This is a genomic window from Bradyrhizobium sp. WSM4873, from assembly GCF_055811355.1.
In genome coordinates this window covers 1-21,687 of record NZ_JBVVPS010000052.1, presented here as the reverse complement: position 1 = coordinate 21,687, position 21,687 = coordinate 1, and the positions used below count along the sequence as shown (strand labels likewise).

Below are 21,687 nucleotides of genomic sequence, written 5' to 3'. Positions count from 1 at the left end.
TCAGCGGGATGGGCGCCGCCGCCGCGCGGTCTTGGCGGCGTCCTGAAGGCGGTCCGGAGGGCCAAGCGCACCGGCCAGGAACAGCTTGATGGCAACCCGCATGCGCTTTTCGGCGTCTTTCAGCTCGAGCGTCGTTCCGAACGTCGCCATGCGGTGGGTGTGCCCCACGACGACGTCGAGAAACACCTCGGCTGCGATCGTGGTGTCTTCGATGTCGAGCGCGCGTTGCGCCACCAGATGGTCGAAGAAGCGTGCCGTGGTGGCGACGGCCTTGAGCCAGCCTTCCTCCTTGCCGAGCTTGGCGATGTCGGGGAAGTTGATGGCCTGCGACGTCATCATGCGGCTGAAGGCGACGGCATCGGGACCGCAGGTGAATGTCAGCATCTCGCGCCCGATCTCGACCAGCCGCTGCTCGACCGAGATATCCGAGGCGCTGCCGAGCTGGGTCTCGGCAGCCGCCGATAGCGGTGCAAGCCATCGCGCGATCTCGCGCCGCAGCACGGCGGCGAACAATCCGCGCTTGTCTCCGTAACGGGCATAGACGGTGGGCTTGCTCACCCGCGCGGCTTCCGCGACCGCATCGAGCGAGGTGGCATCGAAGCCGCGATCCAGGAACAGGCGGGTGGCGACCTCGATCAGCCGCTGATCGCGCTCGATCGCGGCGCTTTTCGTCGGCCGGCCGCCGCGCGATTTCGGCACCTCGCGCCGCTGAGCTGCCGGTCTGGTCCTGGTCGCAGTCAATCCCATGCCCAATGATTCCTGCGCGGTCGTGACATCAGTGGTTGCTCTATAACGCGCAGCAGCGGGTGCGTCATGGCTAATCTGGCCGAATGGGCCCCATCGTCAACCGTCTCGGCGCGGCCCCGTTCCTCAGCGAGCGTGTCACGGAAGCGTTGACGTCCAGGCTTGGCCTGACGCCGCCTTCTCGTATCCGTACTGATACAGCGCCCGCATATAGGCGGTGTCGAATCCTTCCGAGGGGGCGGCCGGATAGTCGCGCGCGATGTAGGAGAGATGGAAGCCCAGGCGGTTGCGCCTGGCAAAATCATAGGTCGAGAAGATGATTGAGCGGGTCTGCGACTGGGTGATCGACGACAGGCTGCGTGAGGCGACGTCGATGGTGCTGTTGGAGACGAGCTCGAAATTGCGTTCGATCTTCTTGTTGACGAGGATGTAGATGTCCAGCTTCGCGGGGCCGGGCAGGCGACTGCCCTGGAAAAGCAGGGCTTCCGGCAGCGTCAGCACCGGGGCCGTCACGCCGCCGTCGACATGCATCTCCTGAAACCTGCGGCCCTCGCCTTCGGCGTCGATCATGATCGGCGGAAACACCAGCGGTATGCTGGCGGAGGCCGCCATCACGTCGCGAAACAGCTTGAGCGCCTCGGGTGTGCCGACCGCGGCGATCCTGCCCATGTCCCAGATTGCCGTGCGCTGGGTGTCGAGATCTGTCGTCACCACCAGCAGCCTTCGGCCCTTGGCGTTTTCACGGGCGACCTGCGCCATGATCTCCGGCCCGACATAGCGGGCGACGAGTTCGCGCAGCCGCGTGTTGCCGAACAGACCGGATCCGAACAGCACGCGCATGATGCTGGGATCACTCAACAGGCTCTCGGCGACGCCGCTGGTGTAGACCTCCTTCAGCGTGTCATCATATCGCGAGCCGAGAAACGCGAAAGGTGCGATCAGGCCGCCGGTGCTCACGCCCGAGACGACAGAGAAGCTGGGACGCGTTCTGGCCGCGGTCCAGCCGTTCAGCACGCCGACACCATAGGCGCCATCCGCGCCGCCGCCTGACAGCGCCAGGTAGGACTTGGTCGCGGTGCTGGTGTCCTTCTCGAAGCTGAATTTCGTGATGGGTTCGTCGGCGTAGCGCCGGAGGCCGTCGATATCGAGCACGCGCGACGTGCTGGCTTCGGTGGCCGTATAGGGCGTGCGGGGCAGGGAGGTGCAGGCGCCGAGCGCCAGGCTGCACGTCAGGACCAGGAACCCGAACAGGCGAGCGCCGGTCTGCCTTGTCCAGCCATGCGAACGGGAGGACGGCTCAGTCGAACTTGATGGGAAGGGCATTGTCGGTGGCTGGCGATCACGTGTCTACCGCCGCCGGCAACATCGCCGCGGCATCTCGTCCAACCCCCGAGGTAAAACTACACTGTATCGTTTTGTTTAACAAGCGCCGACGCCGCACAATTCCGTGTCCCAGATGTTGGTGGCCGTTGTCCCAGTCTGATGCATAAGCCGGCCGAAGCATCGCCTGAGCGGGTTGATCGGCCTGCTCCGACACGCAATAAGCACCGTCATGAATCGTCCTGACACCGGCCTGCCCAATCATTTCGAACTGCTCGCCACCGATGGCGCCGCGCGCACCGGGCGCCTGACCACGCCGCACGGCGTGGTGCGCACGCCCGCCTTCATGCCGGTCGGTACCGCCGGCGCGATGAAGGGCATGCACTGGCGCGAGGTGCGAGAGGCCGGTGCCGACATCGTGCTCGGCAACACCTATCATCTGATGCTGCGTCCCGGCGCCGAGCGGATCGCGGCACTTGGCGGCCTGCAGACATTCACCGGCTGGAACGGGCCGATGCTGACGGATTCCGGCGGCTTCCAGGTGATGTCGCTGGCGGATCTGCGCAAGGTCAGCGAGCAGGCCGTGACGTTCCGTTCGCATATCGACGGCGCCAAGGTCGAGCTGTCGCCGGAGCGCTCGATCGAGGTGCAGCGTTTGCTCGGCTCCGACATCGCCATGCAGATGGACGAATGCGTGCGACTGCCGGCCGAGCGCGCCGACATCGATCGCGCGATGCAATTGTCGCTGCGCTGGGCCGAGCGAAGCAAGCGCGCCTTCGAGAGCGCGCCCGACGGTTACATGCTGTTCGGCATCGTGCAGGGCGGCGACATCCCCCAGCTTCGCCATGCCAGCGCGCAAGGCCTCATCGAGATCGGATTCCATGGCTATGCGATTGGCGGCCTCGCCGTCGGTGAGCCGCAGGCCGTGATGCTCGCGATGATCGACGAGACAGCGCCGCTGCTGCCGAAAGAGCGGCCGCGCTATCTGATGGGCGTCGGCACACCCGACGACATCCTCGAGGCGGTCAAGCGCGGCATCGACATGTTCGACTGCGTGATGCCGACGCGGAATGGCCGGCACGGCGTTGCCTTTACACGCTTCGGTCAGGTTAATTTGCGCAACGCGCGCCACGCCGACGATCCCCGTCCGCTCGACGAAGAGAGCTCCTGGCCGTCGGCGCGTAGCTACGCGCGCGCCTATCTGCATCATCTCGTCAAGGCGGGCGAGACGCTGGGTGCGATGCTGCTGTCCGAGATCAATATCGCTTACTACCAGTCCCTGATGCAGGGCATCAGGGACGCGGTCGCACAGGGAACGTTCGAGGAGTTCTATCGGCGTACGCGCGAGGACTGGGCGAGGGGCGACATCGCCCCGCGCTAGGTCAATTCCGCAAGGTCGGATGAAGAGGAAACGTCAGTTGCAGACGATCCGCTGCTTGACGGCGTGCTTGGTCACGAAGCCGTAGCCGCAATTGTCGCAGGTCCAGAGATAGCTGATCAGGTGTTCCGACACATACGCAGAACCTTCGGCGGCGACCATGGAGTCGGCGCAGACGGGACAGGTGGGCAACTCACTGCACCGCGGAGCGCGGTTCGGTGCGACGGTCGACAACATTTCAGCGACTGCTGACATCGTGGTGACCTCCCAGCTTTGAGACCTAAGTCTAACATAAGCAGAATCAGTTGACGAGGTCGCAACACAAATGCGTTGGTTTTCTGATAATTACAGCTCACGTGATTTTGCGATGCAGCGTATTTAACATGTGCCGCAATGTCGCTTGCGTGTCGCCGCAGGCTGTCTCTAACTGCGCAACAGCTGCGACAGAAGCACAATCATCGCCACAGGGAGTTCATCATGGACGCATCGTCCACCACGGGTGCAGCGCACCAACCCGGCCGCGGCCGGATCTATGACTCGATCGTCGATGCTTTTGGCGACACGCCGATCGTGCGCTTGCGCCAGTTGCCGGGTATGCACGGCGTGAACGCGACTATTTTGGCAAAGCTCGAATATTTCAATCCCGCCGCAAGCGTGAAGGATCGCATCGGTGCGGCGATGGTCATCGCGATGGAGAACGCCGGCATCGTCAAGCCCGATACCGTGCTGATCGAACCGACCTCCGGCAATACCGGCATCGCGCTGGCCTTCGTCGCGGCGTCGCGCGGCTACAGGCTCAAGCTGGTCATGCCGGAGTCGATGTCGATCGAACGACGCAAGATGCTGGCCTTTCTGGGCGCTGAGCTGGTGCTGACACCGGCCGCGCAAGGCATGAAGGGCGCGATTGCGACGGCCGAAGAGCTGTTGAAGACGACGCCGAATTCGGTGATGCCGCAGCAGTTCAAGAATCTCGCCAATCCCGAGGTGCACCGCCGCACCACCGCGGAGGAGATCTGGAACGACACCGGCGGTAACATCGACTTCTTCGTCGCCGGCGTCGGCACCGGCGGCACCATCACCGGCGTCGGCCAGGTGCTGAAGCCGCGCAAGCCCTCGCTGCGCGTGGTCGCGGTCGAGCCGGAGGAGAGCCCGGTGCTGTCGGGCGGCCAGCACACGCCGCACAAGATCCAGGGCATCGGTGCGGGCTTCGTGCCTGACATCCTTGACCGCTCGGTGATCGACGAGATCCTGAAGATCAACTCGACGACGGCGATCGAGACCTCGCGGGCGCTGGCGCGGCATGAGGGCATTCCGGGCGGCATCTCCTCGGGCGCCGCGATCGCCGCGGCCCTCGAGATCGGCAAGCGGCCGGAAGCTGCGGGAAAGACCATCCTGGCCATAGTGCCGTCCTTCTCCGAGCGGTATCTTTCGACGGCTCTGTTTGAGGGAATCTAGGACATGGCGGATCAACCACCGAGGCGGCCGCGGACGTTGGGCGACGCCAGGACGGAGGCCGAGGCGGCGTTCAAGAAGGTGACGGCGAAGGTCGCTGCGGCGCCGCCGAAGCAGAACGTGGCGCCGGGGGTCAAGGAGCAGGTCACGCTGCGGATAGACCAGGACGTGCTCGAGCATTTCCAGTCCGGCGGGCCTGGCTGGCAGGATCGCATCAACGAGGCGCTGCGAAAGGCCGCGGGGAAGTAGACGCCAAAGGTTGAGGGACTCGCAACGAAAAAGCCCGGCGCGAGCCGGGCTTTTGTATTTGCGATTGGCCTCGCCTCAGCGGCGGAACATGCCGCCCATCATGCCGCCGACCACACCGCCGACGAAGGCTGCGCCAGCGTCGCCGCCGCCGCCGCCGCGATGCTGGGCCGGTGCGCTCTGCGCCTGGGCCGGGGCACGTCGGGCCGGCTTCGCGCTTTCATCGCTCGCAGTGGCCGGCGCGGAGGCCACGATCTCCGACAGCAGGGCCTTGTGCTGGAGCTTGTTGAGATAGCCCGTCGACGGATAGCCGCGTGCCGCCTGCCAGCGCTTGAGCACCGTACGGGTGTCCTCGCTGAACGCGCCGGTGACCTTGGTGTCGAATCCAAGTCCGGTCAGGCGACGCTGCACGTCGCGGCGCTGGCCCTTGTCGAGGCCGATCTGGTCCTCGGTGAGTTGGCTGGCGTCGTCGGTAAAGGTGGCAGGATCGACGCCGGCGTTGAGGTTGCGGGTCGTCGTCGACGGGCCGCTCTTGATCGCGGCGAGCCGCGCCAGTGCCAGCGCCTTGAACTGGCCGTTCGGGTAGGTGGAGAGGTAGGCGTTGAGCTCTTCGGGCTTGTTGCTCTCCTTGACCGAGCGCCAGTATTCGAGCTCGACACCATCCGAATTGCCGCCCGTTGCCGCGGGCACGACGCCAGCAGCCGTCGGTGCCGCATTGGCGACCTGCGTCGTCGGAGCCTGGTTGAGATAGACCGAGCCGATCAAATTGGTGTGGCCCCAGGGGAGCTGCCCCTTGTGGGTCTCCTCATTGACCTGGGCGCGGACCGACGTCATCGCCTGCTGGATCTCGACACCGGGCTTGGTGATGTTGTCGATCAGCGCACGGGTGAACGGGCTATTGTTGCCCTCCTGGCCGTCGAGCGCGGTCTGGCCCGGGCCGGTGGCGAACGCGATCAGCGTGCCTTCGCCGGATTTCATCTCGGCAAGACCGCTCTGTACGTTGACGCTGCGGGTCGCGGAGTTCGACTTGATCTTGGCGGCGAACGGATTGTCGCGGCAGGCGTCGAGGAAGACCAGCTTGACCTTGGCGTCGCCCATGGTCTGCTCTAGCGTCAGATCGATGTTGATGGCGGCACCGAGCTTGACGTCCATCTCCGATTTGATGTCGGCGTCGACAGGCAGAAGATAGTTGGAGCCGCCGACCGCGATGCCGTGACCGGCATAATAGAACACTGCGACATCGGAGCCCTGCGCCTTGCGGCCGAAGTCGAGCAGCTTCTCCGTCATCTGGTCGCGCGAGAGGTTCGAACCTTCGATCACCTCGAAGCCGACATTGCGCAGCGTTGCCGCCATCGCCTTGGCGTCGATCGGCGGGTTCGGCAATTGTGCGACGTTCTTGTAGGTGCCGTTGCCGACGACGAAAGCAACACGGCGGTCGGCCTTCGCGGCACTGACCGACAGTGCCATGCACATCAGCGACGCGAGGAGGGTGAGAGTGCGCATCTGGAATCCCCAACAGAATCGAAATTGGCAGGCAGCAACAAATTGGCAACGAACTTACACGAAGAGCCCGATTTGGCCACCAAGACTTGGCGCCACCAAAACGGCAGTTCGTCGCGTTCAACCCGCTGCTGTGTGGCAGAATGCACGATGGAGTCCCTCTCCAGCGTGATCCAAATCACACGGCCACTTGGTTTTGTCGCGCGAGGCGGCGCGAGGTTCAGCGCGCGCGGGCGGGAACCAGCGAAGCCGGCTTTAGATTTAGGAGATTGCCGAACAGGATCAGCGCGGCGCCGACCAGCGTCCAGGTGTCAAGCCGCTCCGAATACAGCAGCCAGCCAGCGGTCGCGGTCAATGGAACCCGCAGGAAGTCCATGGGAACAACGATGGTCGCATCCGCATAGCGCATCGCGCTGGCGAGGCAGTAGTGCGAAAACGTGCCGCAGACGCCGATCACGCCGACCCATGCCCAGACATAGGCGGAGGGCCACGTCCAGACGAACAGCGTCGGAATGAAGCCTGCGACCGATTGCACCACCAGCATCCAGAACAGGATCGATAGCGCACTTTCGGTACGGGTCAGCGATTTGACCAGCACCATGGACACGCCAAAGCCCATCGCGGCGCCGAGCGCAATGAGCTGACCGGGATTGATCTCGCCGGTGGCGGGTCGGACGATGACGATCACACCGAAAAGGCCAAGCGCGATGGCGGCGATCTTCCACGACGTCATGCGCTCAGAGAGGAGGCTCGCTGCGAGCAGCGCCGTCCAGATTGGCATGGTGAACTCGATAGCCACCACTTGGCCGATCGGGATCAGCGTCAGCGCGAAGAACCAGCCGAGCTGCGCAACATAGTGCACCAAATTGCGCCCGATGTGCTGCGGCAGGCGCGATGTCCTGAGCACCTTGAAGCCGCCGGCCCGATAGATGATCGGCGAAAGCAACAGGAAGCCTAGCAGCGAACGCACTTCCATGATCTGAAATACGTTCAGCTCGCGCGTGGTCTCGCGCCCGGCGACCGCCATGACCAGCATCAGCGACAGCCAGCCCGCCATCCACAGGGCAGCCATCGTTTTGGACGGTGTGGTGTTCATCGGCGCGGGTGTGGGAGGCGAGGGTCCTGAGGGAGGGCCGGTATCGGCGACATCGTCGCCGTTTGCAACGGCCAAATCTGCCGGTGCAGCGATGCATGGCGGCGTGCTAAGGCATCACCGAACAACGAGAAAAATCGGGAGATCTTCGCTTATGGACATCTTGCAGCCGGCCGAGTGGAAAAAACCGCGCGGCTTTTCCCATGGTGTCGTGGTCGAGGGGCCGGGCCGCTGGGTGGTGCTGGCCGGCCAGACCGGCAGCGACGAGACCGGCAATTACGCGCCTGACATGGCAGCGCAGGTCGGGACCGCGCTGAAGCGGATCATCAAGCTGCTGGGCGAGGCCGGCGCCGGCCCCGAGCATATCGTCCGCCTGACCTGGTACCTGACCAGCCGAAGCGAATATGAGGCAGCCGGGGCCGGCATCGGCGCGGCCTGGAAGGAAACGCTGGGGCGCAATTTCCCGCCCTCGACCTTGCTCTACATCGGCGGCCTCGTGGACGACCGGGCCAAGGTCGAGATCGAGGTCACGGCGTTCGTGCCGGGCACATAAAAAATCGACCCGGCGAGATCGCCGGGTCGATTGTCAATCTACTCGTATCGGGCTAGCGCGACAGCGAGATGTTGGCGCCGCGGAACTGGCTGTCGGCGCGCATCGTGACGTTCTGCTTATTGCCGGACGTCTTCAGCGAGATGTTGGCGTTGAAGCCGGCGGTGGAGGCGAGCAGCTCATAGTTTCCGCCGGCGCCGCGACCTGAAAGGGAGCCGCTGATATTGCGGCTGGCCTCGGACCAGCTGCCTGCGATGGCGCTGCCTTCAGCCTTGACGTTGGCGCCGAGGTTGAACTTGTAGGCGTCGCTGGCGCAGGTCAGAGACAACTCCATAGTCGGTCCGATCGGAGCGTATTTGGCCCGGCAGCGGATCCGCTCGGTCGAGCCGTCATCCAGGGTCACCGTTCCCGAGCCGCTCCAGCTGCCGGCCAGCGGGGCGAACGGACCGGACTGGGCCTTGCTCTCGGAATTGGCAATTCCGGCCGCAAACATAACGGCGGCCGCGATCAGCAGCCGCCGGCCCAGACCGCTGGTCAAGATTTTTCTATTGGCGCGATGCTTCCCATCGCCCGCTGCACGGTATGCCTGCAGATGCTCCATTCCACTTCCCCGATCCGGCGTTGCCGCTGAGTTGACCGTTGGCATATGCACCATTGATCGAAACTTTCACAAGACCCTCCCGGCCGATGGTGCCGGAAACGTTAGCGCCGGGGGCGGTGATCTTGCCGTCGGCAACCGTCAGCAAGGAGCTTGCGGTCGGCTCGCAGGAACCGCTCTTGGTGACGATGGTGACCTGCCAGTTGCCATCATAGGGAGTCTGGGCGAAAGCGGGCGCGGCGAGGGAGATAACTGAAGCGGCACAGAACGCCGCAATGCGAGCAAAACGCATAAAATCCGTCCTTGAATTTGTCTGATATGCTGACCCTTATTCGGGCCAAATGTGACGGAAATTTGGTGCGGTGCCAAATCGAAAATTGTTCCTGTGGGAACAATGGTTTATTTGGGTTTCCGGCTGCAATTTTCGAAGCAGAATCAATGCCCCTTCACGTTAAGGGTAAACGTCGGGACAGCGACTCAGGAAACGGGCTTAGGAAAGGGGCTTTAGGAAAGGGGCTTTAGGAAAGACTTGGCGCCGAGGTCGCGAACTGCTCGTCCTGAGTCTTGGACGGCAGCGCCTTGTGGACCTTGGCATAGTCGATCACGTCGGCCAGCAATTTGAGCCCGAGCGGGGCCAGCGCGCGCTCCCACAGCTCCCGGGCCGTCTCGCCCTTCTTGACGAAGCACCACTCCTGGGCGGCGATGGCGCCGGCGTCCATGCGGTCGGCGAGGTGATAGATCGTGCCGCCCGCGATCGGATCGCCTTCCTTGATGGTCCATTCCACGGCCGCCTTGCCGCGGTGGCGCGGCAGCAGCGAGGGATGATAGCCGATCCCGCCCAGCTTCGCTGCCTCGAGCGCGTCCTTGCCGATCCGGGCGTGGCTGTGCGCGGTGACGATCAGATCGGTGTCAGGGGCGATCTCGGAGGCGACCACCAGCTTGGGATTGGCCTGGACCACGACGTCGATGCCTGCCGCCTTGGCGGTTGCGGCGAGACGATCCTCGGCGTCGGCCACCACGACCCGCACGATCGAGACACTGTGCTCCCGGAGCATGTTCAGGGTGGTCACGCCGAAATGGCGGGAGCCGACGAGGGTAATGCGCATGGGTGTCCGATCCGTCTCGCAACTGCGTCATCTCCCGATAACACGTCCGGACGTCCTGTCACCACCCGCGCCGGGTTTGCGCCGGTTATCAACAATGCGCCGGGCGAGGGTGCGATGAATTCCGCGATTGCGGCGCCGGCCGGTCCGGTGCTTCCATGCGCGCATGGCATCGGCTCGGAGCGAACGCATGCGGAGCGCGTGGTTTGTCCTTCTCGCGGCCCTGGTCGCAACCACTCCGGCGTACGCCGGCGGACCACCCTATCCGGCGGTTCCGCCCGAGGTTGGGGTGGCACCGTTCATCGGCCCGACCTGGGACACCTATCGCTGCGCGGAAGGGCCGGTCATCAATTTCTATCACGGCGCCTATTACGGCGAGGAGCCGCCGGCACTCTATCGGGGCTACGTGTACCGGCCGCATTACCGCTACAGCGCCTACCGCAGGCTGCCGCGCAAATATTTCTGCGCCACAGACTAGCCGTGCCACGCCGCCACGGTCGGGCGTCGATTAGAGATAGGCCTGTTCCTGTGTTTCGTTTTTAACACAGAGATCCGGGATTTGCCGTTAGAACGTGGATCCACCGGGGCTGGCGACATTTCAACCCGCATTCGTTTTCGAACCCGGATTTGGCCGCTGGCGTGATCGCCAGCGGCTTTTTCATGCGCGGCCATCACGAAATCATCTGACGGTAACATGATCTCAACCAGCTTGGCGTATCGACGAATCCGTCGCGGATTTGTATTGCGTACCGCGACACCGAGATCGTCCCGCCGGCGTAGGTGCGCCGTGCGGGCTTTTTCGCCGGGACCGATTTCATGCCGAGCGCGATTGAGCAGATCGTCGATGTCTATGTCCGGCTGAAGAATCGGCGCGGCCTCGACGAGCTGATGATGCACAGGCAACGGCTTGCGGTCGATCTGAAGAGCAGGTCCGGCTACGACTTCAGCCTGCCGATCGGCCAGATCGACGAGGAGATCGCGATCATCGAAGCCGGCCTCAGCCGGCTCAAGTCGGGCGATATCGCCGCGACGGACGATAGCCGGCCAGTTTGACGTTCAGTCGCGCCGGCCGCCGTCGATGACGGTGAACAACGGCCGTGCCTGGGTCGGCTCGACCAGCAATTCCTCCACCAGTGCGGTCGCCGCATCGACATATTTGCGCGTCGGCTTGTCGAGGGGACGGGTGGCCTCGTCGTCGAGCGCGACCTTTGCGGCCTCGACCAGCTTGCGCATTCGCGCCGCGTGGTCATCGCCCGCCGTCAGCGTCGCGCGGGCCAGCGAGCGCAGCACGAACAGCTCGCCCTCGAGGCGGAGCAGACGGTCGTTGAGCCTGGTGAGGACGGCGTTGAGGTCGGCCATGGCGCGCGTTCATTTTCGGAAGATCCATCCTGCTCTAGCGGCGATCGGTGAAGGGAGTCCAAACGGCATCGGCGCAATTGCGGCGATCTCCCTCAGGTCTCGCTCCGCGCCAGATAGTCGCGCGCAAAGGCGAGATACCAGTCGAGGCAAGCGGGATTGGCCATCGCTTCCCGGTTGATGACCTTTTCGACGGGCTGGCCGAGCAGCAGCTTCTTGATCGGCAGCTCCTGCTTCTTGCCCGAGAGCGTGCGCGGAATCTCGGCGACCGCAAAAATCTCGTTGGGCAGGAAGCGGCGGGAGAGGCCGGCCTCGATCGCCTTGTTGATCCTCGCCTGCATTGCGCCGTCGAAGGCGACGCCTTCGCGCAGCACCACGAACAGCGGCATGTAGCTGTCACGGCCGAGATATTCGAGATCGACGACAAGGGAATCCAGCACCTCCGGCAACGCCTCGATCGCGGAGTAGAGTTCGCTGGTCCCCATGCGCAGGCCATGCCGGTTGATGGTGGCATCGCTGCGGCCATAGATGATGCAGGAGCCGTCCGGGTCGACCTTGAGCCAGTCGCCATGCCGCCACACCGGCCCGCGGCCGCTGCCGTCGAAATTGTCCGGATAGGTCTCGAAATAGCTCGCGCGATAGCGCGCATCGCCCTTGTCGTTCCAGAAATAGAGCGGCATCGACGGCATCGGCTCGGTGCAGACGAGCTCACCGACCTCGCCGATGACGGCGCGGCCCTGTTCGTCGAAGGCTTCCACGGCGGCACCCAGCAGACGGCACTGCATCGCGCCCGGCGTCTGCGGCAGTTCGCGATTGCCGCCAATGAAGGCGCCGGCGAAATCGGTGCCGCCGGAGATGTTGGCCCACCAGATATCGGCCTGCGCCTCGCTGCCGTTGGTCTTCGCGAGCGCCGCGAAGCGGTCGTTGAACCAGGCTTGCGTGTCGGCGCTCAGCGGAGAGCCGGTCGAGCCGAGACAACGCAATCGCGAGAGATCGCCGGCGGTGAGGTCGACCTCGGCCTTGGCGCAGTTGGCGAAGAACGCGGCGCCCGCACCGAAGAAGGTCGCTTTGGATTGCGCGACGAAGCGCCACAGCGTGGTCCAGTCCGGCTTGTCCTTGGCGCCGCCGGGGCTGCCGTCGAAGATGCAGCAGGTCGTGCCGCTGAGCAGACCGCCGACTTGCGAGTTCCACATGATCCAGCCGGTCGACGAGTACCAGTGATAGCGCTCGCCGAACGAGTTCTCGTGGTAGGAGCAGCCGAGATCGTTGTGCAATCCCAGCAGCGCCAGCACCACGATGACAATGCCGCCATGACCGTGCACGATCGGCTTCGGCAGGCCGGTGGTGCCGCTGGAATAGACGATCCAGAGCGGATGATCGAACGGCAGCCACGCTGGCTCGAACGCGTCGATCTCCGCGCCCCTGGTTGCGACAATGTCGGAGAGCAGGGCGTCCGCCGCTGCGGGCGCGGCGGCTTGGCTGTGCAGGATGACGTGCTCGACGGTCGGCAGCGATCGCCGCAGCTCGGCGAGAACGTCTTTGCGATCGTGCCGGCGTCCGGCATAGGTGACTGCGTCGCAGGCAATCAGCACTTTCGGTTCGATCTGCTTGAAGCGGTCGATCACGGCGGGCGCGGCCATATCGGGCGCGCACACGCTCCAGACCGCGCCGATGCTGGCGCTCGCCAGGAATGCGATGATGGTCTCGGGGATGTTGGGCAGATAGGCGGCGACGCGGTCGCCGGGCTTGATGCCTTTTTCTTTGAGATGCAGTGCGAGGGCAGCGGCCTTGCGCCGCAGCTCCGGCCAGCTCGTCTCGCAAAGCTTGCCGTCCTCGCCACAGCTGACGATCGCGGGAAGACCGGCGGCGTCGGCCGCATCCACATGGCGGAACACCTGCCGGGCATAGTTGACCTGGGCGCCGGGAAACCAGATCGCGCCGGGCATCTTGCGCTCGGTGATCACGGCCGCGAACGGCGTTGGCGATTGCAGATCGTAATAGTCCCAGATGCTGTGCCAGAACCCGTCGAGATCGCGCACCGACCATTGCCGCATCTCCTCGTAGCTGGCGAAGCTAAGGCCGCGCTGTTCGGCGAGCCAGGTGCGGTAAAGGGCGATCTGGGGAACGAAGGGTGAGGTCATTGCGTGTCGGCTTCAGTTGCGGGGCGGGGAGTTTAACCATTGCCGCAGAGTAGCAGAAGCCGCAGTTCGGGCAGGCAGCGTTGACGGGAGTAGTGGGTCTGGGTCCGCTGGAAGCAGCCTACCATCCGGCTCCGGTCCAGCGCCTTCCGAACACGGGCGGATTGGTCTTCACCGCTTGCCAGCCGAAGAAATGGTGCTTGCCCGACCAGGTGTGCACCACGCCGCTGCAGATCCTGCACTTGAAGCTGCCGGAATGCGCTTCGGCGTGCTCCTCCCTCGTCGCGGTGTAGTTCATGCTGCAACCCGCGCAGGTGAATTCTTCGATCGTCCAGATGGTATTGGCCATTGCACCGAAAGCGGTTTGGGGGACCTCGATGGAAGCGTAGGTGCGCGCCTTTGCAACGGCGTAAACCGGTCGAGCGAAATCCGGTTAATCGTCGTTAATGCTCCGCATGTCCCGGTCGATGCGCATCTGCACGCGCCGGATGGCGAGCAACGGCAGCCTGCCTTGCACGCGCCCGGAGCGGGCCCTGTCGCCGACGGCATAGGCGTAGCGCCAATAGCCCGGTGCGGCGTTTGGCTTCAGCGAAAAGCGGACGCCGCGGTGAATTCCCGCGTGTGTGACGGGCTCTCGGGGGCGGCGTGCCATCATCTCGGAATGCAGAATGGCCCGATGCGTTCCTAAACGCCGGCTCGGGCCGGCCCCATCGTCTTGACGCCGGGTGCGCGGCTGGCAATAACGCTGGGCCGCGCAAGTGCCGGAACCCGCGTCAATGCCGCAAGGAAAGCCGTGCCCGTGAAAAGTTTGCGTCAGCTCCTGACGGGCGAGGACATCATCCAGCTCGTGATCCGCGTCGGTCTGCTTGGCCTGCTGATCATCTGGACCTTCCTGATCATCCGCCCCTTCGTGCCGATCCTCGCCTGGAGCGGCGTGCTCGCGGTCGCGTTCTACCCGGCCTTCAGCTGGGTCGCCAAGATCCTGGGCGGCCGGCCCAAGACCGCAGCGGCGATCCTGACCCTGATCACGCTCGGCATCGTCATCGGTCCTGCGACCTGGCTCGGCATTAGCGCAGTGGACGGCGTGCGCGAGCTGGCGCACCAGCTCGGCACCGGTGACCTCGCGCTTCAGTCGGCGCCGGAGCAGCTCAAATCGTGGCCGCTCGTTGGCCCCTGGCTATTCGATCTGTGGGAGCAGGCCTACAATAACATCCGCGCGGTGCTGCGCGAGGTGGCGCCGTATCTCCAGCCGCTGGCGGGACCGCTATTGTCGCTCGCGGGAGACGCCGGCGTCGGCACGCTCCAGTTCCTGGTCTCGGTGTTCGTGGCAGGCTTCCTGTTTCCGCACGGGCCGAGGCTGGTTGCGGCCGGCCGCGGCTTCCTGTTTCGCATCGTGCCCGAACAGAGCGAGCATTTCCTGGGGCTCGCGGGCGCGACCATCCGCGCCGTGGCGCAAGGCGTGATCGGCGTCGCGATCGTGCAAGCATTGCTCGCCGGCATCGGCTTCAAGCTTGCGGCGGTGCCGAGCGCAGGCCTGCTCGCCTTCATCGTGCTGCTGCTTTCGATCGTGCAGATCGGCGCCTTCCTGGTGCTGCTGCCGGTGATCATCTGGATCTGGACCGCCAAGGACGTCACCACCGCGCTGCTGCTCACCGTGTTTCTCGTCGTCGTCGGCTTCCTCGACACCATGTTGAAGCCGCTGGTGATGGGGCGCGGTCTGACCACGCCGACCATCGTCATCTTCGTCGGCGTGATCGGCGGCACGCTCGCCCACGGCATCGTCGGCCTGTTCATCGGCCCGATCATCCTGTCGGTGGCCTGGGAGATGATGATGGCCTGGATCAGGACGGAGGACCGGGCCGAGGCGGGGGCACGGGCGGGGACAGCGGCGGGCGAGGGCTGATCCGCCTCGAACGGCGGGATCGGCCTGCCTGCCGGGTTCGATCAGAGCTGGCGGCGGAACTTGTCTATCCGACTAGACAAGTTACGATGGGCTCGATTCTGTTTTCGATTACGGCGGACATGGCGAAGTCTTCCAAACTGGTTGCCGCCAAGCGCGGCAAGGTATTGTTGGTCAGACGCCGATCGGACGGCCTGTGGATGTTCCCGGGCGGCCGCAAGCGCGCGCGCGAATCCGACAAGGACTGCCTGCGGCGGGAAATCAAGGAAGAGTTGCCCAAGCTGAAGCTCGGCCGGATCAGCCTCTGGAAGGAAGTGACGACCAGGAACAAGCGCTCCGGCCGCAAGATGAGCGATGCGATCTTCATCGCCAAGGGCGCCAAGGGCAGGCTCGCGATCGGCGACAAGAACGAGATCGACCGCGCTGTCTGGCAGAAGCCGCGCGGCATCCGCCTGACGCCGACCTCGCGCTATATCCGCGACCGCCTGTTTCCGCGGAAGCGCGGGTGAGCTAGGCCTCCTCGTCGTCCTCCGACGAGTGCTGTATCCGTCCGGTTTGGGCCCGCGAAAAATTGGCGCGCGCTTGCGGCGCGGACACCCTGGCCATTTCGGCTTCGCGCTGCTCCTTGCGAACCTTGCGCGCGCGCTTCATGGCCTGCTTGACCTGAGGGTTCGGCGAATCCTCCGCGAAGAACAGCACCACCTCGCAGCTCGGACATTGCCTGGAATAGCCGTCCTGCAACCGTCCCGCGCGGTCGCGGAACACGGTCTTGCAGCGCGTGCACTGAATCTGGACGAAACTCATGCGCGGTCGATCGACGATGACTGATGGAAATGGATCGTCAGGTGATCCCAAATGTCTGAAGAAAGCCTGAACGGGTCGGCGAGTTCAAGCCGCTCCATCAGCCGCTATTGCTTGGCCGCTATCGTGTCTAGGCAATGGTTGAGATAGACGGTGCGATCCCTGGGCAGCACCTTCTCGAGATCCGCCTTCAGCGCGCATTCGCGTTGCCGCATCTGCTCGGCCCGCCGCTTCTCGGCCGCCTCGCGATATTCGGGAGCAACCTTGTTGGGATCGACGAGGGCCTGCGAGCGGGCGGGAGCCGTCACGGCGAGCGCAAGGGCGGTGATGACAATGAACTGTTTCAAATGAGCCTCCGTAAAAGGCTCAGTCTAGCGCTTTGGCGCCAAGCGCTCAAACGGCAAGTTCGCCGAGACGATCGTCAGCGAAGTTGATTTCAGCTACCTGAAGTTGGGACTCGTGAAGTCCCTCACTTCGGGACGTGGTCGATCTTGTGGCCGAGATGCCCGGTGTCGTGATCGCGACGCAGCTGGCTCAGCGAGGTCTCGTTCAGCTGATGCAAGACCTCGCTGAGTTCAGTCGTATCCGGATAACCGGCGGCAAAACCCTTACCGTAGATCTTGCGCAACGTACCGACCAGCGTGTTGCCGTGCTTCTTGCTGATCGCGCCATCCTTGTCGCGGTGGCGGTGATCCAGGCCCGTGTCCTTCATGGCTTTCTCCCTGAGCGGCGTCTGCGCGCCTGGAGAGAGCGTGCTCCCAAACAAGTTGATTGGCAACGGCACGGCGCCGCCGTTGAGCATCGTCAAGGTGTGGAAAGATCGAAGTCTGTGTGAAGCGGTTCACAAGCGGTTGTCGAGATCGCTGCTACGAAGGCTTCATTGCTTGACCAATTGATATTTTGAAAACGCCCCAGCGCTCCACCAGGCGCTGGGGTTTTCACGTCCGAGTCACAGCCACGGCCAGAGCGCGCGACGCGCGATCGGATGGGCGGGTGGTTTCCGAATGCTGCCGAAAGGCGGGCGACTACGCGGCTTGCTCCTCGAACGAGGTGTAGACCTGGCCACCTGGACCAATCACCTGAACGCCCCAGCATCCGTCGGCGATGAGCTCCTTGGCCTTCTTGAGGGCGGCGGGGAGTGACAGCCGCTTGAGGCTGACGATTCCTGCCGTGTCGAAACCGCTGATTTCAAACATGCCGCTCCTCCCTGTTTTGTCGAATCCTACACTTTTTGAGCGGGTTGTCTCGCGGCTTTTGGAACAGGGATACAAAACCGCGAAAACAACCCCATGCACAGTAGCTAAGTCCTGCTGGCGCAACGCTTTCTTTTTGGCGCACGGCGGTCTTGCATCCGGTTGAGACGCCGGTTGACGCGTCGGGCAAAACAGGGGCAGTCTGCCAAATTCGGAAAATCCGCTTCCGGCCTTGGCGACGTCCCGGGATCGGGAGGAGCTCTTGTACGGCATGCGAGTCATGTCCGTCGCACGGACCCCGTAGTCGGCCGGGGTGGCGGGATCTGCGGAAGGCCGCGGCCGCTAACGTGGAATTAAGCTGAAAAGCCCACAATTTTAGACAGTTGTAGATGGGTGCTGCGTAAGGGAGCCGTCGCGAGGACTTCCGGCGACGGCTTCCTATTGCTCTCATTTGGGGTCAATGCCATGACCGCGACTTTCGAAACCCAAGGCCTTGTCGAACAGCTCGACCCTGCAGCACTGGCTGCGGCCATCGCGGCCGACGAACCCGCAAGCTCGGACGCTCCAGAACCGGTCAAGCGGTCCAGCCGGACGTCGGTCATGGCACTGTCGGTATGTGCCCTGGCCATCAACGGCGCGGCGGCGATCTACACATGGCCCTCCGGCGTGCCATCGCTGAATCTGAGCAGCCTGGCTGATCTGCTACCGCGGCAAGAGGCTTCAGCGCCAAAGCCGGATCCGGTTGTCGCTGCCTTGAAGGATATTCAGTCGACCCAGCAGCAACACACGGCTTCGCTGCAGGAGAGCAACCAGGCACTGCAGCAAAACGCGGCTGTGCTGCAGGCGGATTCGATGGTGCTGCTTTCGCTGCGACAGAGCATCACGGACGAACGGGTCGATGTGAAGAAGGTATCTTCCCAGCTGTCCACGCTGATCGCGAAGATCGACGCGCTGCAAAACACCATGATGTCGGACGTCACGTCCTCCGTTCGAAGAGCGCATGCGCGCTATGGGCTGTCCGCCGCCATCCGCAAACGGATCGCCCGGCAGTCGAAATCGGTCGGGCCGGTTTCGGTTGGAGGCGCTCCGCTCAGCACGCCGGCGACAGTTTCAGCCCCCGAAAGCTGAAGGCAAGTCAAGCAAATCACTCAAGCAAATCATCTGGGGCTGCGTGCGCGATGCTGGCCGCGGGGTCGCGATGACGAGCTCCGCCGGTCCACGCGCAGGCCTCGACCTAGCTTTAAGAAATCGTTGGACGACGGTGCTATATTGGATACAACAACGCCTGTCTCAGCGTCAGTTGCGTCCGGAAGTCATGATTACGTACAAGCAGTACCATATCGAACGATTTGAGCACGGGCCCAAGCGCTGGATTGCGCGCATCACGCGGACAGACGGCCAGAACATCCGCACGATTCTGCCGGCGACCGAGCTCCCCTACCTCGATACGAAGCCGACAACGTCCGCCGAGGAAGCCGAGGCGCTCGCCAAGGAAGGCATCGACTTCGGCGGCGTGGTGTAGTCCGGCGTCGCGGTCTCCTGATTATCGTTCGCGAATTCGACGGCGACTTCATCGGCAGCGGTGGTGCGGTCCGTGCAGCTTTGTCCGTTACCGGTGATCTGCTCGACATGGTCGTTGATTGCTACGATCAGCGGCGCGCTGGCATTCACGCGTATCCAGTTATGGGTACAGGCCCTAGCGCGAGATCAATAGACCGTTCATCGAAGGGGTAGAGCTACGGAGGATACGGCAACAGAAGGTGCTTTAGTTCGTCGGCCTCGCTCGCCAGCCGTTTTCCTGATGGGGAATGGTGGCAGTGATATCGACGTCTCTCACAGCGGATTGGCGCCACGCTGCCACCCCGAAACACAGGGTCAGAGTCATAGCGGTCGCCAGCAGCAGCACGGACAAAAACTGGCTCACGCGCCCCCCACAATCAGAACATCTCTGAGTTAGCGAGCACGCACAGGCGATTCGGAAAATGCAGGCGCGCTGACCTGAAGGCAGTTTTCCCCAGGTTGTAAAACGGTGGATTAGCACCTTCGACCTTGCGCCCGCCGCGGCTCCGGAGCCGCTATTGCAGGCCGGCTTTTCACCCGAAAACTATTGTGGCTCGGTTGGCTTATCTCGCTCATGGCTCTCGGCTTCGGCGGCCGCGCACGCATCCATGCCATGGCATTTGCTTAGATAGTACCGGGTGCCCGCGAAGATGGAGCAAACAACCACCACGGAAACCAGCAGGAAGATCATCCACCGTCGGTTCAACATTCCCATGACCTTTTGCACCCTCCATCCGACGCGGCCCGTTCGCCCGACCGGCCCAACCAGGCGAGGCGAAGGGGCGTAAGCTCAAATCAGACCTTGCGCTTCGGATTTAGCTTAGCCTCACGCTCCAGCCGCTCGGACTTCAGGCGTTTGAGGTTTTCCTGAAACTCCGGCGTGGCTTGACTGTCGGCTATCGTCTGCCTCGATCCTATTGGATTGAGGGTCCGTCGCTCGGCTTCGTCCGCGACTTGTTGCTCGGCCGAACGTTTGGGTTTGATCATTTGCTTTTTGCCTTCAGGCGAGATTGACCAAGCGGTCGCCGGTCAATTCATTTTCGATTTGGCCGGTCGCGTCGAACGTTCTGGAATTCCTCGGGCCCCTTGACGAGCCGCCGCTTGCGGCTGGCCTGGTCATCCGGGCTCGCTTTGTTGTCTTTGAGCTTGTCGATCGCGTTGCCCGCCATTTCCCGAGCCCGCTCGGACGAGGCCTTGGCGGCAGACGTGACCCCTTGGGCAGGGGCGGGTTTGCCCAAGCCAATCTCCACCAGCCGACGGATGGATTCAGAGCGAGCCGGAGTGTCCTCCTGCCGCGACGCCCATGCGTCGATCTGAACGACAGTCGCCTCCGGCCAGCGCGTGCCGATCTGGACGCCCTGACCAGTCGCGGGGCGGCCGCGATGTTTTTTGGCACGAATCTTTTTTGCTGGTTTCATTTTATTTGGTACCAAAAAATCAGGCGGAGGTGAAGCGCGAACTTCCGATCAATGTGCTTGTTTAGCGCACTGTTATCGCATCAATCCCACGCAACATCGTGATCGCAGATTTGCTGTCAGGCGGCGCCCCGGAGAGGAAGCGCCAGTTGTACAGCAAACGGTCGGGAAGCATTGGCCTGGACGAAGGCCTGCAAGGCCGGCGTGATCTCGCTACTCGTGACACGCACGGCAAGCTCATCTGCGATCTCGCTGGTGGCATCGCGAGACCAGCCCTCGATCGCGTTGAAGGCGACGATCCGGACCGGATAGGCGTACTGCCCGGAGAGCAGGTCGCGGATGATGGTCTCGACGTCGGTGTCCTGCTCGTCGGTCTCGCGCCAGGAGCAGCCGGCGCGCGCGCCGAAGTCCTCCAGCACCAGGTAAATCCCCCGGTCGAGCCGATCCAGCGGCACAATCGACGGCGCATGACGCATGACGCAACTCCTACTCATCAGGAGGAGCAATTGCCGGACGTGCTGGATGGTTCCGCGGCGCGGTGCAGGTGCAATTGTGACCACCGTCACAGACCAGCCAATTGCCTTCCTCCGCAAACATCGAGCAATCTTGGTCGAATTCCGATGGAGAAATTTGCATCCCTTGTTGCCGATGCGAAGCCTCCTTGCTCCTTGCTCCGGAGTTATCGTACAGACGAAGCCATCGTTTCAGATTTCTGCGATTGGCCAAATTGGCGAGGACTCGCCCCAGCATGGCGGCAGTGAGAGTCGTTTGCCTGGCAGGTGATAACGCAGGGCACGCGTGTCAGGAGGCTGATTGATGCCGATTTATGATCGCCCCACGAAATCACTCATGGCTGAATGGGCAAACACCTCGATAGAAGCTTCAAGTACAGGCGGGCTCGCGACGCGGAAATGCCGGACGCCGAGGCTCAATGGTCCTCGAACGACACAGAGATCAGAATGCGCGAAAGCGTCTTCGCCGCTATGCAGCGAGGCGAAGCAAGGGCTCGAATGACAGTCTCTCATGAACTCTCGCATTATCTGCTCAAGCACGAGGGTCAGCTCAATCGGAGCCAGGTCAAGTCAGCCGCAGAGGTGTCGGTGCGGCGTATCGTCAATCAGGAGTCGGAGGCCCGCCGATTGGCTCCCCGAATTTTGGCTCCAGAACATCTCGTGCCAGAGGGCGCATCGATCGAAGACATCATGATGAGCTTCGGACTGAGCCACGAAGCCGCTGCTGCGGATTCCGGTCGATGTCGCCCAGGGTGAGCGCAGAACGGCGCAGATCTTCGTCGCCGTGCTCGGCGCATCGAGCTTCACCTACGCGCAGGCGACGTGGAC

General features: G+C 63.4%; 30 protein-coding genes. 11 read left to right on the top strand and 19 right to left on the bottom strand.

What is annotated here, in order from left to right:
- Together AC0L21_RS35740 and AC0L21_RS35735 are read right to left on the bottom strand one after the other, a co-directional pair.
- Entirely contained in the window at nucleotides 1–747 is a 747-nt protein-coding gene (locus AC0L21_RS35740; RefSeq protein WP_473266499.1) for a TetR/AcrR family transcriptional regulator, read from the bottom strand.
- A gap of 135 nt (nucleotides 748–882) precedes the next feature.
- Nucleotides 883–2,067, bottom strand: a complete 1,185-nt coding sequence (locus AC0L21_RS35735; RefSeq protein WP_473266497.1) for a patatin-like phospholipase family protein — start codon at nucleotides 2,065–2,067, stop codon at nucleotides 883–885.
- A 229-nt stretch (nucleotides 2,068–2,296) separates the two neighbouring features.
- On the opposite strand from AC0L21_RS35735, the gene tgt reads away from it, so the two are divergent.
- On the top strand, nucleotides 2,297–3,445 hold the full coding sequence (gene tgt, locus AC0L21_RS35730) for a tRNA guanosine(34) transglycosylase Tgt (protein WP_473266494.1): 1,149 nt from the start codon (nucleotides 2,297–2,299) through the stop codon (nucleotides 3,443–3,445).
- A 33-nt stretch (nucleotides 3,446–3,478) separates the two neighbouring features.
- Here tgt and AC0L21_RS35725 read toward each other — a convergent pair whose 3' ends face one another.
- The gene (locus AC0L21_RS35725) at nucleotides 3,479–3,697 is read right to left on the bottom strand and encodes a hypothetical protein (RefSeq protein WP_473266492.1); all 219 of its coding nucleotides are present in this window, start codon (nucleotides 3,695–3,697) and stop codon (nucleotides 3,479–3,481) included.
- A 222-nt stretch (nucleotides 3,698–3,919) separates the two neighbouring features.
- Between AC0L21_RS35725 and cysK the strand changes: the two genes are divergently transcribed.
- Entirely contained in the window at nucleotides 3,920–4,897 is a 978-nt protein-coding gene (cysK, locus tag AC0L21_RS35720) for a cysteine synthase A (protein WP_473266489.1), read from the top strand.
- A 3-nt stretch (nucleotides 4,898–4,900) separates the two neighbouring features.
- Nucleotides 4,901–5,143, top strand: a complete 243-nt coding sequence (locus tag AC0L21_RS35715) for a BrnA antitoxin family protein (protein ID WP_007610629.1) — start codon at nucleotides 4,901–4,903, stop codon at nucleotides 5,141–5,143.
- A gap of 75 nt (nucleotides 5,144–5,218) precedes the next feature.
- Here the strand turns inward: AC0L21_RS35715 and AC0L21_RS35710 are convergent, their stop codons facing one another.
- On the bottom strand, nucleotides 5,219–6,643 hold the full coding sequence (locus AC0L21_RS35710; protein WP_473266487.1) for a caspase family protein: 1,425 nt from the start codon (nucleotides 6,641–6,643) through the stop codon (nucleotides 5,219–5,221).
- 217 nt (nucleotides 6,644–6,860) lie between these two features.
- A complete protein-coding gene (locus tag AC0L21_RS35705) occupies nucleotides 6,861–7,736 on the bottom strand; it encodes a DMT family transporter (protein WP_473266484.1) in 876 nt (291 codons plus the stop codon).
- A gap of 151 nt (nucleotides 7,737–7,887) precedes the next feature.
- Between AC0L21_RS35705 and AC0L21_RS35700 the strand changes: the two genes are divergently transcribed.
- Nucleotides 7,888–8,286: a RidA family protein gene (locus AC0L21_RS35700; protein ID WP_473266481.1), complete on the top strand. Its 399-nt coding sequence runs from the start codon at nucleotides 7,888–7,890 to the stop codon at nucleotides 8,284–8,286.
- A 52-nt stretch (nucleotides 8,287–8,338) separates the two neighbouring features.
- On the opposite strand, the gene AC0L21_RS35695 is transcribed toward AC0L21_RS35700, so the two are convergent.
- From AC0L21_RS35695 to AC0L21_RS35685, 3 genes are all read right to left on the bottom strand, one after another.
- Entirely contained in the window at nucleotides 8,339–8,884 is a 546-nt protein-coding gene (locus tag AC0L21_RS35695) for a hypothetical protein (protein ID WP_473266479.1), read from the bottom strand.
- Entirely contained in the window at nucleotides 8,829–9,173 is a 345-nt protein-coding gene (locus AC0L21_RS35690; RefSeq protein ID WP_473266478.1) for a hypothetical protein, read from the bottom strand. Before AC0L21_RS35690 ends, AC0L21_RS35695 begins: the two co-directional genes overlap by 56 nt.
- 226 nt (nucleotides 9,174–9,399) lie before the next feature.
- Nucleotides 9,400–9,987, bottom strand: a complete 588-nt coding sequence (locus AC0L21_RS35685) for a formyltransferase family protein (protein WP_473266476.1) — start codon at nucleotides 9,985–9,987, stop codon at nucleotides 9,400–9,402.
- Between the two features lie 187 nt (nucleotides 9,988–10,174).
- Between AC0L21_RS35685 and AC0L21_RS35680 the strand changes: the two genes are divergently transcribed.
- Nucleotides 10,175–10,462 (top strand): hypothetical protein, encoded by a 288-nt coding sequence (locus AC0L21_RS35680; RefSeq protein ID WP_473266474.1) that lies wholly within the window; start codon nucleotides 10,175–10,177, stop codon nucleotides 10,460–10,462.
- 338 nt (nucleotides 10,463–10,800) lie between these two features.
- Nucleotides 10,801–11,037, top strand: coding sequence for a hypothetical protein (locus tag AC0L21_RS35675; RefSeq protein ID WP_473266472.1), 237 nt, complete (start codon nucleotides 10,801–10,803; stop codon nucleotides 11,035–11,037).
- Between the two features lie 3 nt (nucleotides 11,038–11,040).
- Here AC0L21_RS35675 and AC0L21_RS35670 read toward each other — a convergent pair whose 3' ends face one another.
- The 4 genes from AC0L21_RS35670 to AC0L21_RS35655 form a co-directional block, all read right to left on the bottom strand.
- Nucleotides 11,041–11,343, bottom strand: coding sequence for a hypothetical protein (locus AC0L21_RS35670; protein WP_027518070.1), 303 nt, complete (start codon nucleotides 11,341–11,343; stop codon nucleotides 11,041–11,043).
- A 92-nt stretch (nucleotides 11,344–11,435) separates the two neighbouring features.
- Nucleotides 11,436–13,481 carry an acetoacetate--CoA ligase gene (locus AC0L21_RS35665; RefSeq protein ID WP_473266470.1) on the bottom strand — a complete coding sequence of 682 codons (2,046 nt, stop codon included), beginning with the start codon at nucleotides 13,479–13,481 and terminating at the stop codon, nucleotides 11,436–11,438.
- Between the two features lie 118 nt (nucleotides 13,482–13,599).
- Nucleotides 13,600–13,827, bottom strand: a complete 228-nt coding sequence (locus AC0L21_RS35660) for a hypothetical protein (protein WP_473266468.1) — start codon at nucleotides 13,825–13,827, stop codon at nucleotides 13,600–13,602.
- Nucleotides 13,828–13,911: 84 nt separating this feature from the next.
- On the bottom strand, nucleotides 13,912–14,133 hold the full coding sequence (locus AC0L21_RS35655; protein ID WP_473266467.1) for a hypothetical protein: 222 nt from the start codon (nucleotides 14,131–14,133) through the stop codon (nucleotides 13,912–13,914).
- A gap of 138 nt (nucleotides 14,134–14,271) precedes the next feature.
- Here AC0L21_RS35655 and AC0L21_RS35650 point away from each other — a divergent pair, with 138 nt between their 5' ends.
- Both AC0L21_RS35650 and AC0L21_RS35645 read left to right on the top strand, forming a co-directional pair.
- Nucleotides 14,272–15,381 (top strand): AI-2E family transporter, encoded by a 1,110-nt coding sequence (locus tag AC0L21_RS35650; protein ID WP_473266465.1) that lies wholly within the window; start codon nucleotides 14,272–14,274, stop codon nucleotides 15,379–15,381.
- A gap of 119 nt (nucleotides 15,382–15,500) precedes the next feature.
- Nucleotides 15,501–15,887 (top strand): NUDIX hydrolase, encoded by a 387-nt coding sequence (locus AC0L21_RS35645; RefSeq protein WP_179950106.1) that lies wholly within the window; start codon nucleotides 15,501–15,503, stop codon nucleotides 15,885–15,887.
- A gap of 1 nt (nucleotide 15,888) precedes the next feature.
- Here AC0L21_RS35645 and AC0L21_RS35640 read toward each other — a convergent pair whose 3' ends face one another.
- The 4 genes from AC0L21_RS35640 to AC0L21_RS35625 all read right to left on the bottom strand — a co-directional run bounded on the left by AC0L21_RS35640 (nucleotide 15,889) and on the right by AC0L21_RS35625 (nucleotide 17,375).
- A complete protein-coding gene (locus tag AC0L21_RS35640) occupies nucleotides 15,889–16,182 on the bottom strand; it encodes a hypothetical protein (protein WP_473266463.1) in 294 nt (97 codons plus the stop codon).
- Between the two features lie 104 nt (nucleotides 16,183–16,286).
- Nucleotides 16,287–16,526, bottom strand: coding sequence for a hypothetical protein (locus tag AC0L21_RS35635; protein ID WP_473266461.1), 240 nt, complete (start codon nucleotides 16,524–16,526; stop codon nucleotides 16,287–16,289).
- Between the two features lie 122 nt (nucleotides 16,527–16,648).
- A complete protein-coding gene (locus tag AC0L21_RS35630) occupies nucleotides 16,649–16,891 on the bottom strand; it encodes a hypothetical protein (protein WP_007590794.1) in 243 nt (80 codons plus the stop codon).
- 313 nt (nucleotides 16,892–17,204) lie between these two features.
- A complete protein-coding gene (locus AC0L21_RS35625; RefSeq protein ID WP_473266460.1) occupies nucleotides 17,205–17,375 on the bottom strand; it encodes a hypothetical protein in 171 nt (56 codons plus the stop codon).
- A gap of 462 nt (nucleotides 17,376–17,837) precedes the next feature.
- On the opposite strand from AC0L21_RS35625, the gene AC0L21_RS35620 reads away from it, so the two are divergent.
- A complete protein-coding gene (locus tag AC0L21_RS35620) occupies nucleotides 17,838–18,500 on the top strand; it encodes a hypothetical protein (protein ID WP_473266458.1) in 663 nt (220 codons plus the stop codon).
- A 187-nt stretch (nucleotides 18,501–18,687) separates the two neighbouring features.
- On the top strand, nucleotides 18,688–18,894 hold the full coding sequence (locus tag AC0L21_RS35615; protein ID WP_473266456.1) for a hypothetical protein: 207 nt from the start codon (nucleotides 18,688–18,690) through the stop codon (nucleotides 18,892–18,894).
- A gap of 833 nt (nucleotides 18,895–19,727) precedes the next feature.
- On the opposite strand, the gene AC0L21_RS35610 is transcribed toward AC0L21_RS35615, so the two are convergent.
- The 3 genes from AC0L21_RS35610 to AC0L21_RS35600 form a co-directional block, all read right to left on the bottom strand.
- Nucleotides 19,728–19,919 (bottom strand): hypothetical protein, encoded by a 192-nt coding sequence (locus tag AC0L21_RS35610; protein ID WP_473266454.1) that lies wholly within the window; start codon nucleotides 19,917–19,919, stop codon nucleotides 19,728–19,730.
- Between the two features lie 47 nt (nucleotides 19,920–19,966).
- Entirely contained in the window at nucleotides 19,967–20,350 is a 384-nt protein-coding gene (locus tag AC0L21_RS35605; RefSeq protein ID WP_473266452.1) for a hypothetical protein, read from the bottom strand.
- A 116-nt stretch (nucleotides 20,351–20,466) separates the two neighbouring features.
- Nucleotides 20,467–20,823, bottom strand: coding sequence for a hypothetical protein (locus tag AC0L21_RS35600; RefSeq protein WP_473266450.1), 357 nt, complete (start codon nucleotides 20,821–20,823; stop codon nucleotides 20,467–20,469).
- 483 nt (nucleotides 20,824–21,306) lie between these two features.
- Between AC0L21_RS35600 and AC0L21_RS35595 the strand changes: the two genes are divergently transcribed.
- Nucleotides 21,307–21,615: an ImmA/IrrE family metallo-endopeptidase gene (locus AC0L21_RS35595; protein ID WP_473266448.1), complete on the top strand. Its 309-nt coding sequence runs from the start codon at nucleotides 21,307–21,309 to the stop codon at nucleotides 21,613–21,615.
- The last annotated feature ends 72 nt before the right edge of the window (nucleotides 21,616–21,687 follow it).

Excerpts from the sequence above, each read along its gene's own strand:
- AC0L21_RS35740 (WP_473266499.1), bottom strand. The coding sequence starts at position 747 with ATGGGATTGACTGCGACCAGGACCAGACCGGCAGCTCAGCGGCGCGAG.
- AC0L21_RS35735 (WP_473266497.1), bottom strand. The coding sequence starts at position 2,067 with ATGCCCTTCCCATCAAGTTCGACTGAGCCGTCCTCCCGTTCGCATGGC.
- tgt (WP_473266494.1), top strand. The coding sequence starts at position 2,297 with ATGAATCGTCCTGACACCGGCCTGCCCAATCATTTCGAACTGCTCGCC.
- AC0L21_RS35725 (WP_473266492.1), bottom strand. The coding sequence starts at position 3,697 with ATGTCAGCAGTCGCTGAAATGTTGTCGACCGTCGCACCGAACCGCGCT.
- cysK (WP_473266489.1), top strand. The coding sequence starts at position 3,920 with ATGGACGCATCGTCCACCACGGGTGCAGCGCACCAACCCGGCCGCGGC.
- AC0L21_RS35715 (WP_007610629.1), top strand. The coding sequence starts at position 4,901 with ATGGCGGATCAACCACCGAGGCGGCCGCGGACGTTGGGCGACGCCAGG.
- AC0L21_RS35710 (WP_473266487.1), bottom strand. The coding sequence starts at position 6,643 with ATGCGCACTCTCACCCTCCTCGCGTCGCTGATGTGCATGGCACTGTCG.
- AC0L21_RS35705 (WP_473266484.1), bottom strand. The coding sequence starts at position 7,736 with ATGAACACCACACCGTCCAAAACGATGGCTGCCCTGTGGATGGCGGGC.
- AC0L21_RS35700 (WP_473266481.1), top strand. The coding sequence starts at position 7,888 with ATGGACATCTTGCAGCCGGCCGAGTGGAAAAAACCGCGCGGCTTTTCC.
- AC0L21_RS35695 (WP_473266479.1), bottom strand. The coding sequence starts at position 8,884 with ATGGAGCATCTGCAGGCATACCGTGCAGCGGGCGATGGGAAGCATCGC.
- AC0L21_RS35690 (WP_473266478.1), bottom strand. The coding sequence starts at position 9,173 with ATGCGTTTTGCTCGCATTGCGGCGTTCTGTGCCGCTTCAGTTATCTCC.
- AC0L21_RS35685 (WP_473266476.1), bottom strand. The coding sequence starts at position 9,987 with ATGCGCATTACCCTCGTCGGCTCCCGCCATTTCGGCGTGACCACCCTG.
- AC0L21_RS35680 (WP_473266474.1), top strand. The coding sequence starts at position 10,175 with ATGCGGAGCGCGTGGTTTGTCCTTCTCGCGGCCCTGGTCGCAACCACT.
- AC0L21_RS35675 (WP_473266472.1), top strand. The coding sequence starts at position 10,801 with ATGCCGAGCGCGATTGAGCAGATCGTCGATGTCTATGTCCGGCTGAAG.
- AC0L21_RS35670 (WP_027518070.1), bottom strand. The coding sequence starts at position 11,343 with ATGGCCGACCTCAACGCCGTCCTCACCAGGCTCAACGACCGTCTGCTC.
- AC0L21_RS35665 (WP_473266470.1), bottom strand. The coding sequence starts at position 13,481 with ATGACCTCACCCTTCGTTCCCCAGATCGCCCTTTACCGCACCTGGCTC.
- AC0L21_RS35660 (WP_473266468.1), bottom strand. The coding sequence starts at position 13,827 with ATGGCCAATACCATCTGGACGATCGAAGAATTCACCTGCGCGGGTTGC.
- AC0L21_RS35655 (WP_473266467.1), bottom strand. The coding sequence starts at position 14,133 with ATGATGGCACGCCGCCCCCGAGAGCCCGTCACACACGCGGGAATTCAC.
- AC0L21_RS35645 (WP_179950106.1), top strand. The coding sequence starts at position 15,501 with ATGGCGAAGTCTTCCAAACTGGTTGCCGCCAAGCGCGGCAAGGTATTG.
- AC0L21_RS35640 (WP_473266463.1), bottom strand. The coding sequence starts at position 16,182 with ATGAGTTTCGTCCAGATTCAGTGCACGCGCTGCAAGACCGTGTTCCGC.
- AC0L21_RS35630 (WP_007590794.1), bottom strand. The coding sequence starts at position 16,891 with ATGAAGGACACGGGCCTGGATCACCGCCACCGCGACAAGGATGGCGCG.
- AC0L21_RS35625 (WP_473266460.1), bottom strand. The coding sequence starts at position 17,375 with ATGTTTGAAATCAGCGGTTTCGACACGGCAGGAATCGTCAGCCTCAAG.
- AC0L21_RS35620 (WP_473266458.1), top strand. The coding sequence starts at position 17,838 with ATGACCGCGACTTTCGAAACCCAAGGCCTTGTCGAACAGCTCGACCCT.
- AC0L21_RS35615 (WP_473266456.1), top strand. The coding sequence starts at position 18,688 with ATGATTACGTACAAGCAGTACCATATCGAACGATTTGAGCACGGGCCC.
- AC0L21_RS35610 (WP_473266454.1), bottom strand. The coding sequence starts at position 19,919 with ATGATCAAACCCAAACGTTCGGCCGAGCAACAAGTCGCGGACGAAGCC.
- AC0L21_RS35605 (WP_473266452.1), bottom strand. The coding sequence starts at position 20,350 with ATGAAACCAGCAAAAAAGATTCGTGCCAAAAAACATCGCGGCCGCCCC.
- AC0L21_RS35600 (WP_473266450.1), bottom strand. The coding sequence starts at position 20,823 with ATGCGTCATGCGCCGTCGATTGTGCCGCTGGATCGGCTCGACCGGGGG.
- AC0L21_RS35595 (WP_473266448.1), top strand. The coding sequence starts at position 21,307 with ATGCGCGAAAGCGTCTTCGCCGCTATGCAGCGAGGCGAAGCAAGGGCT.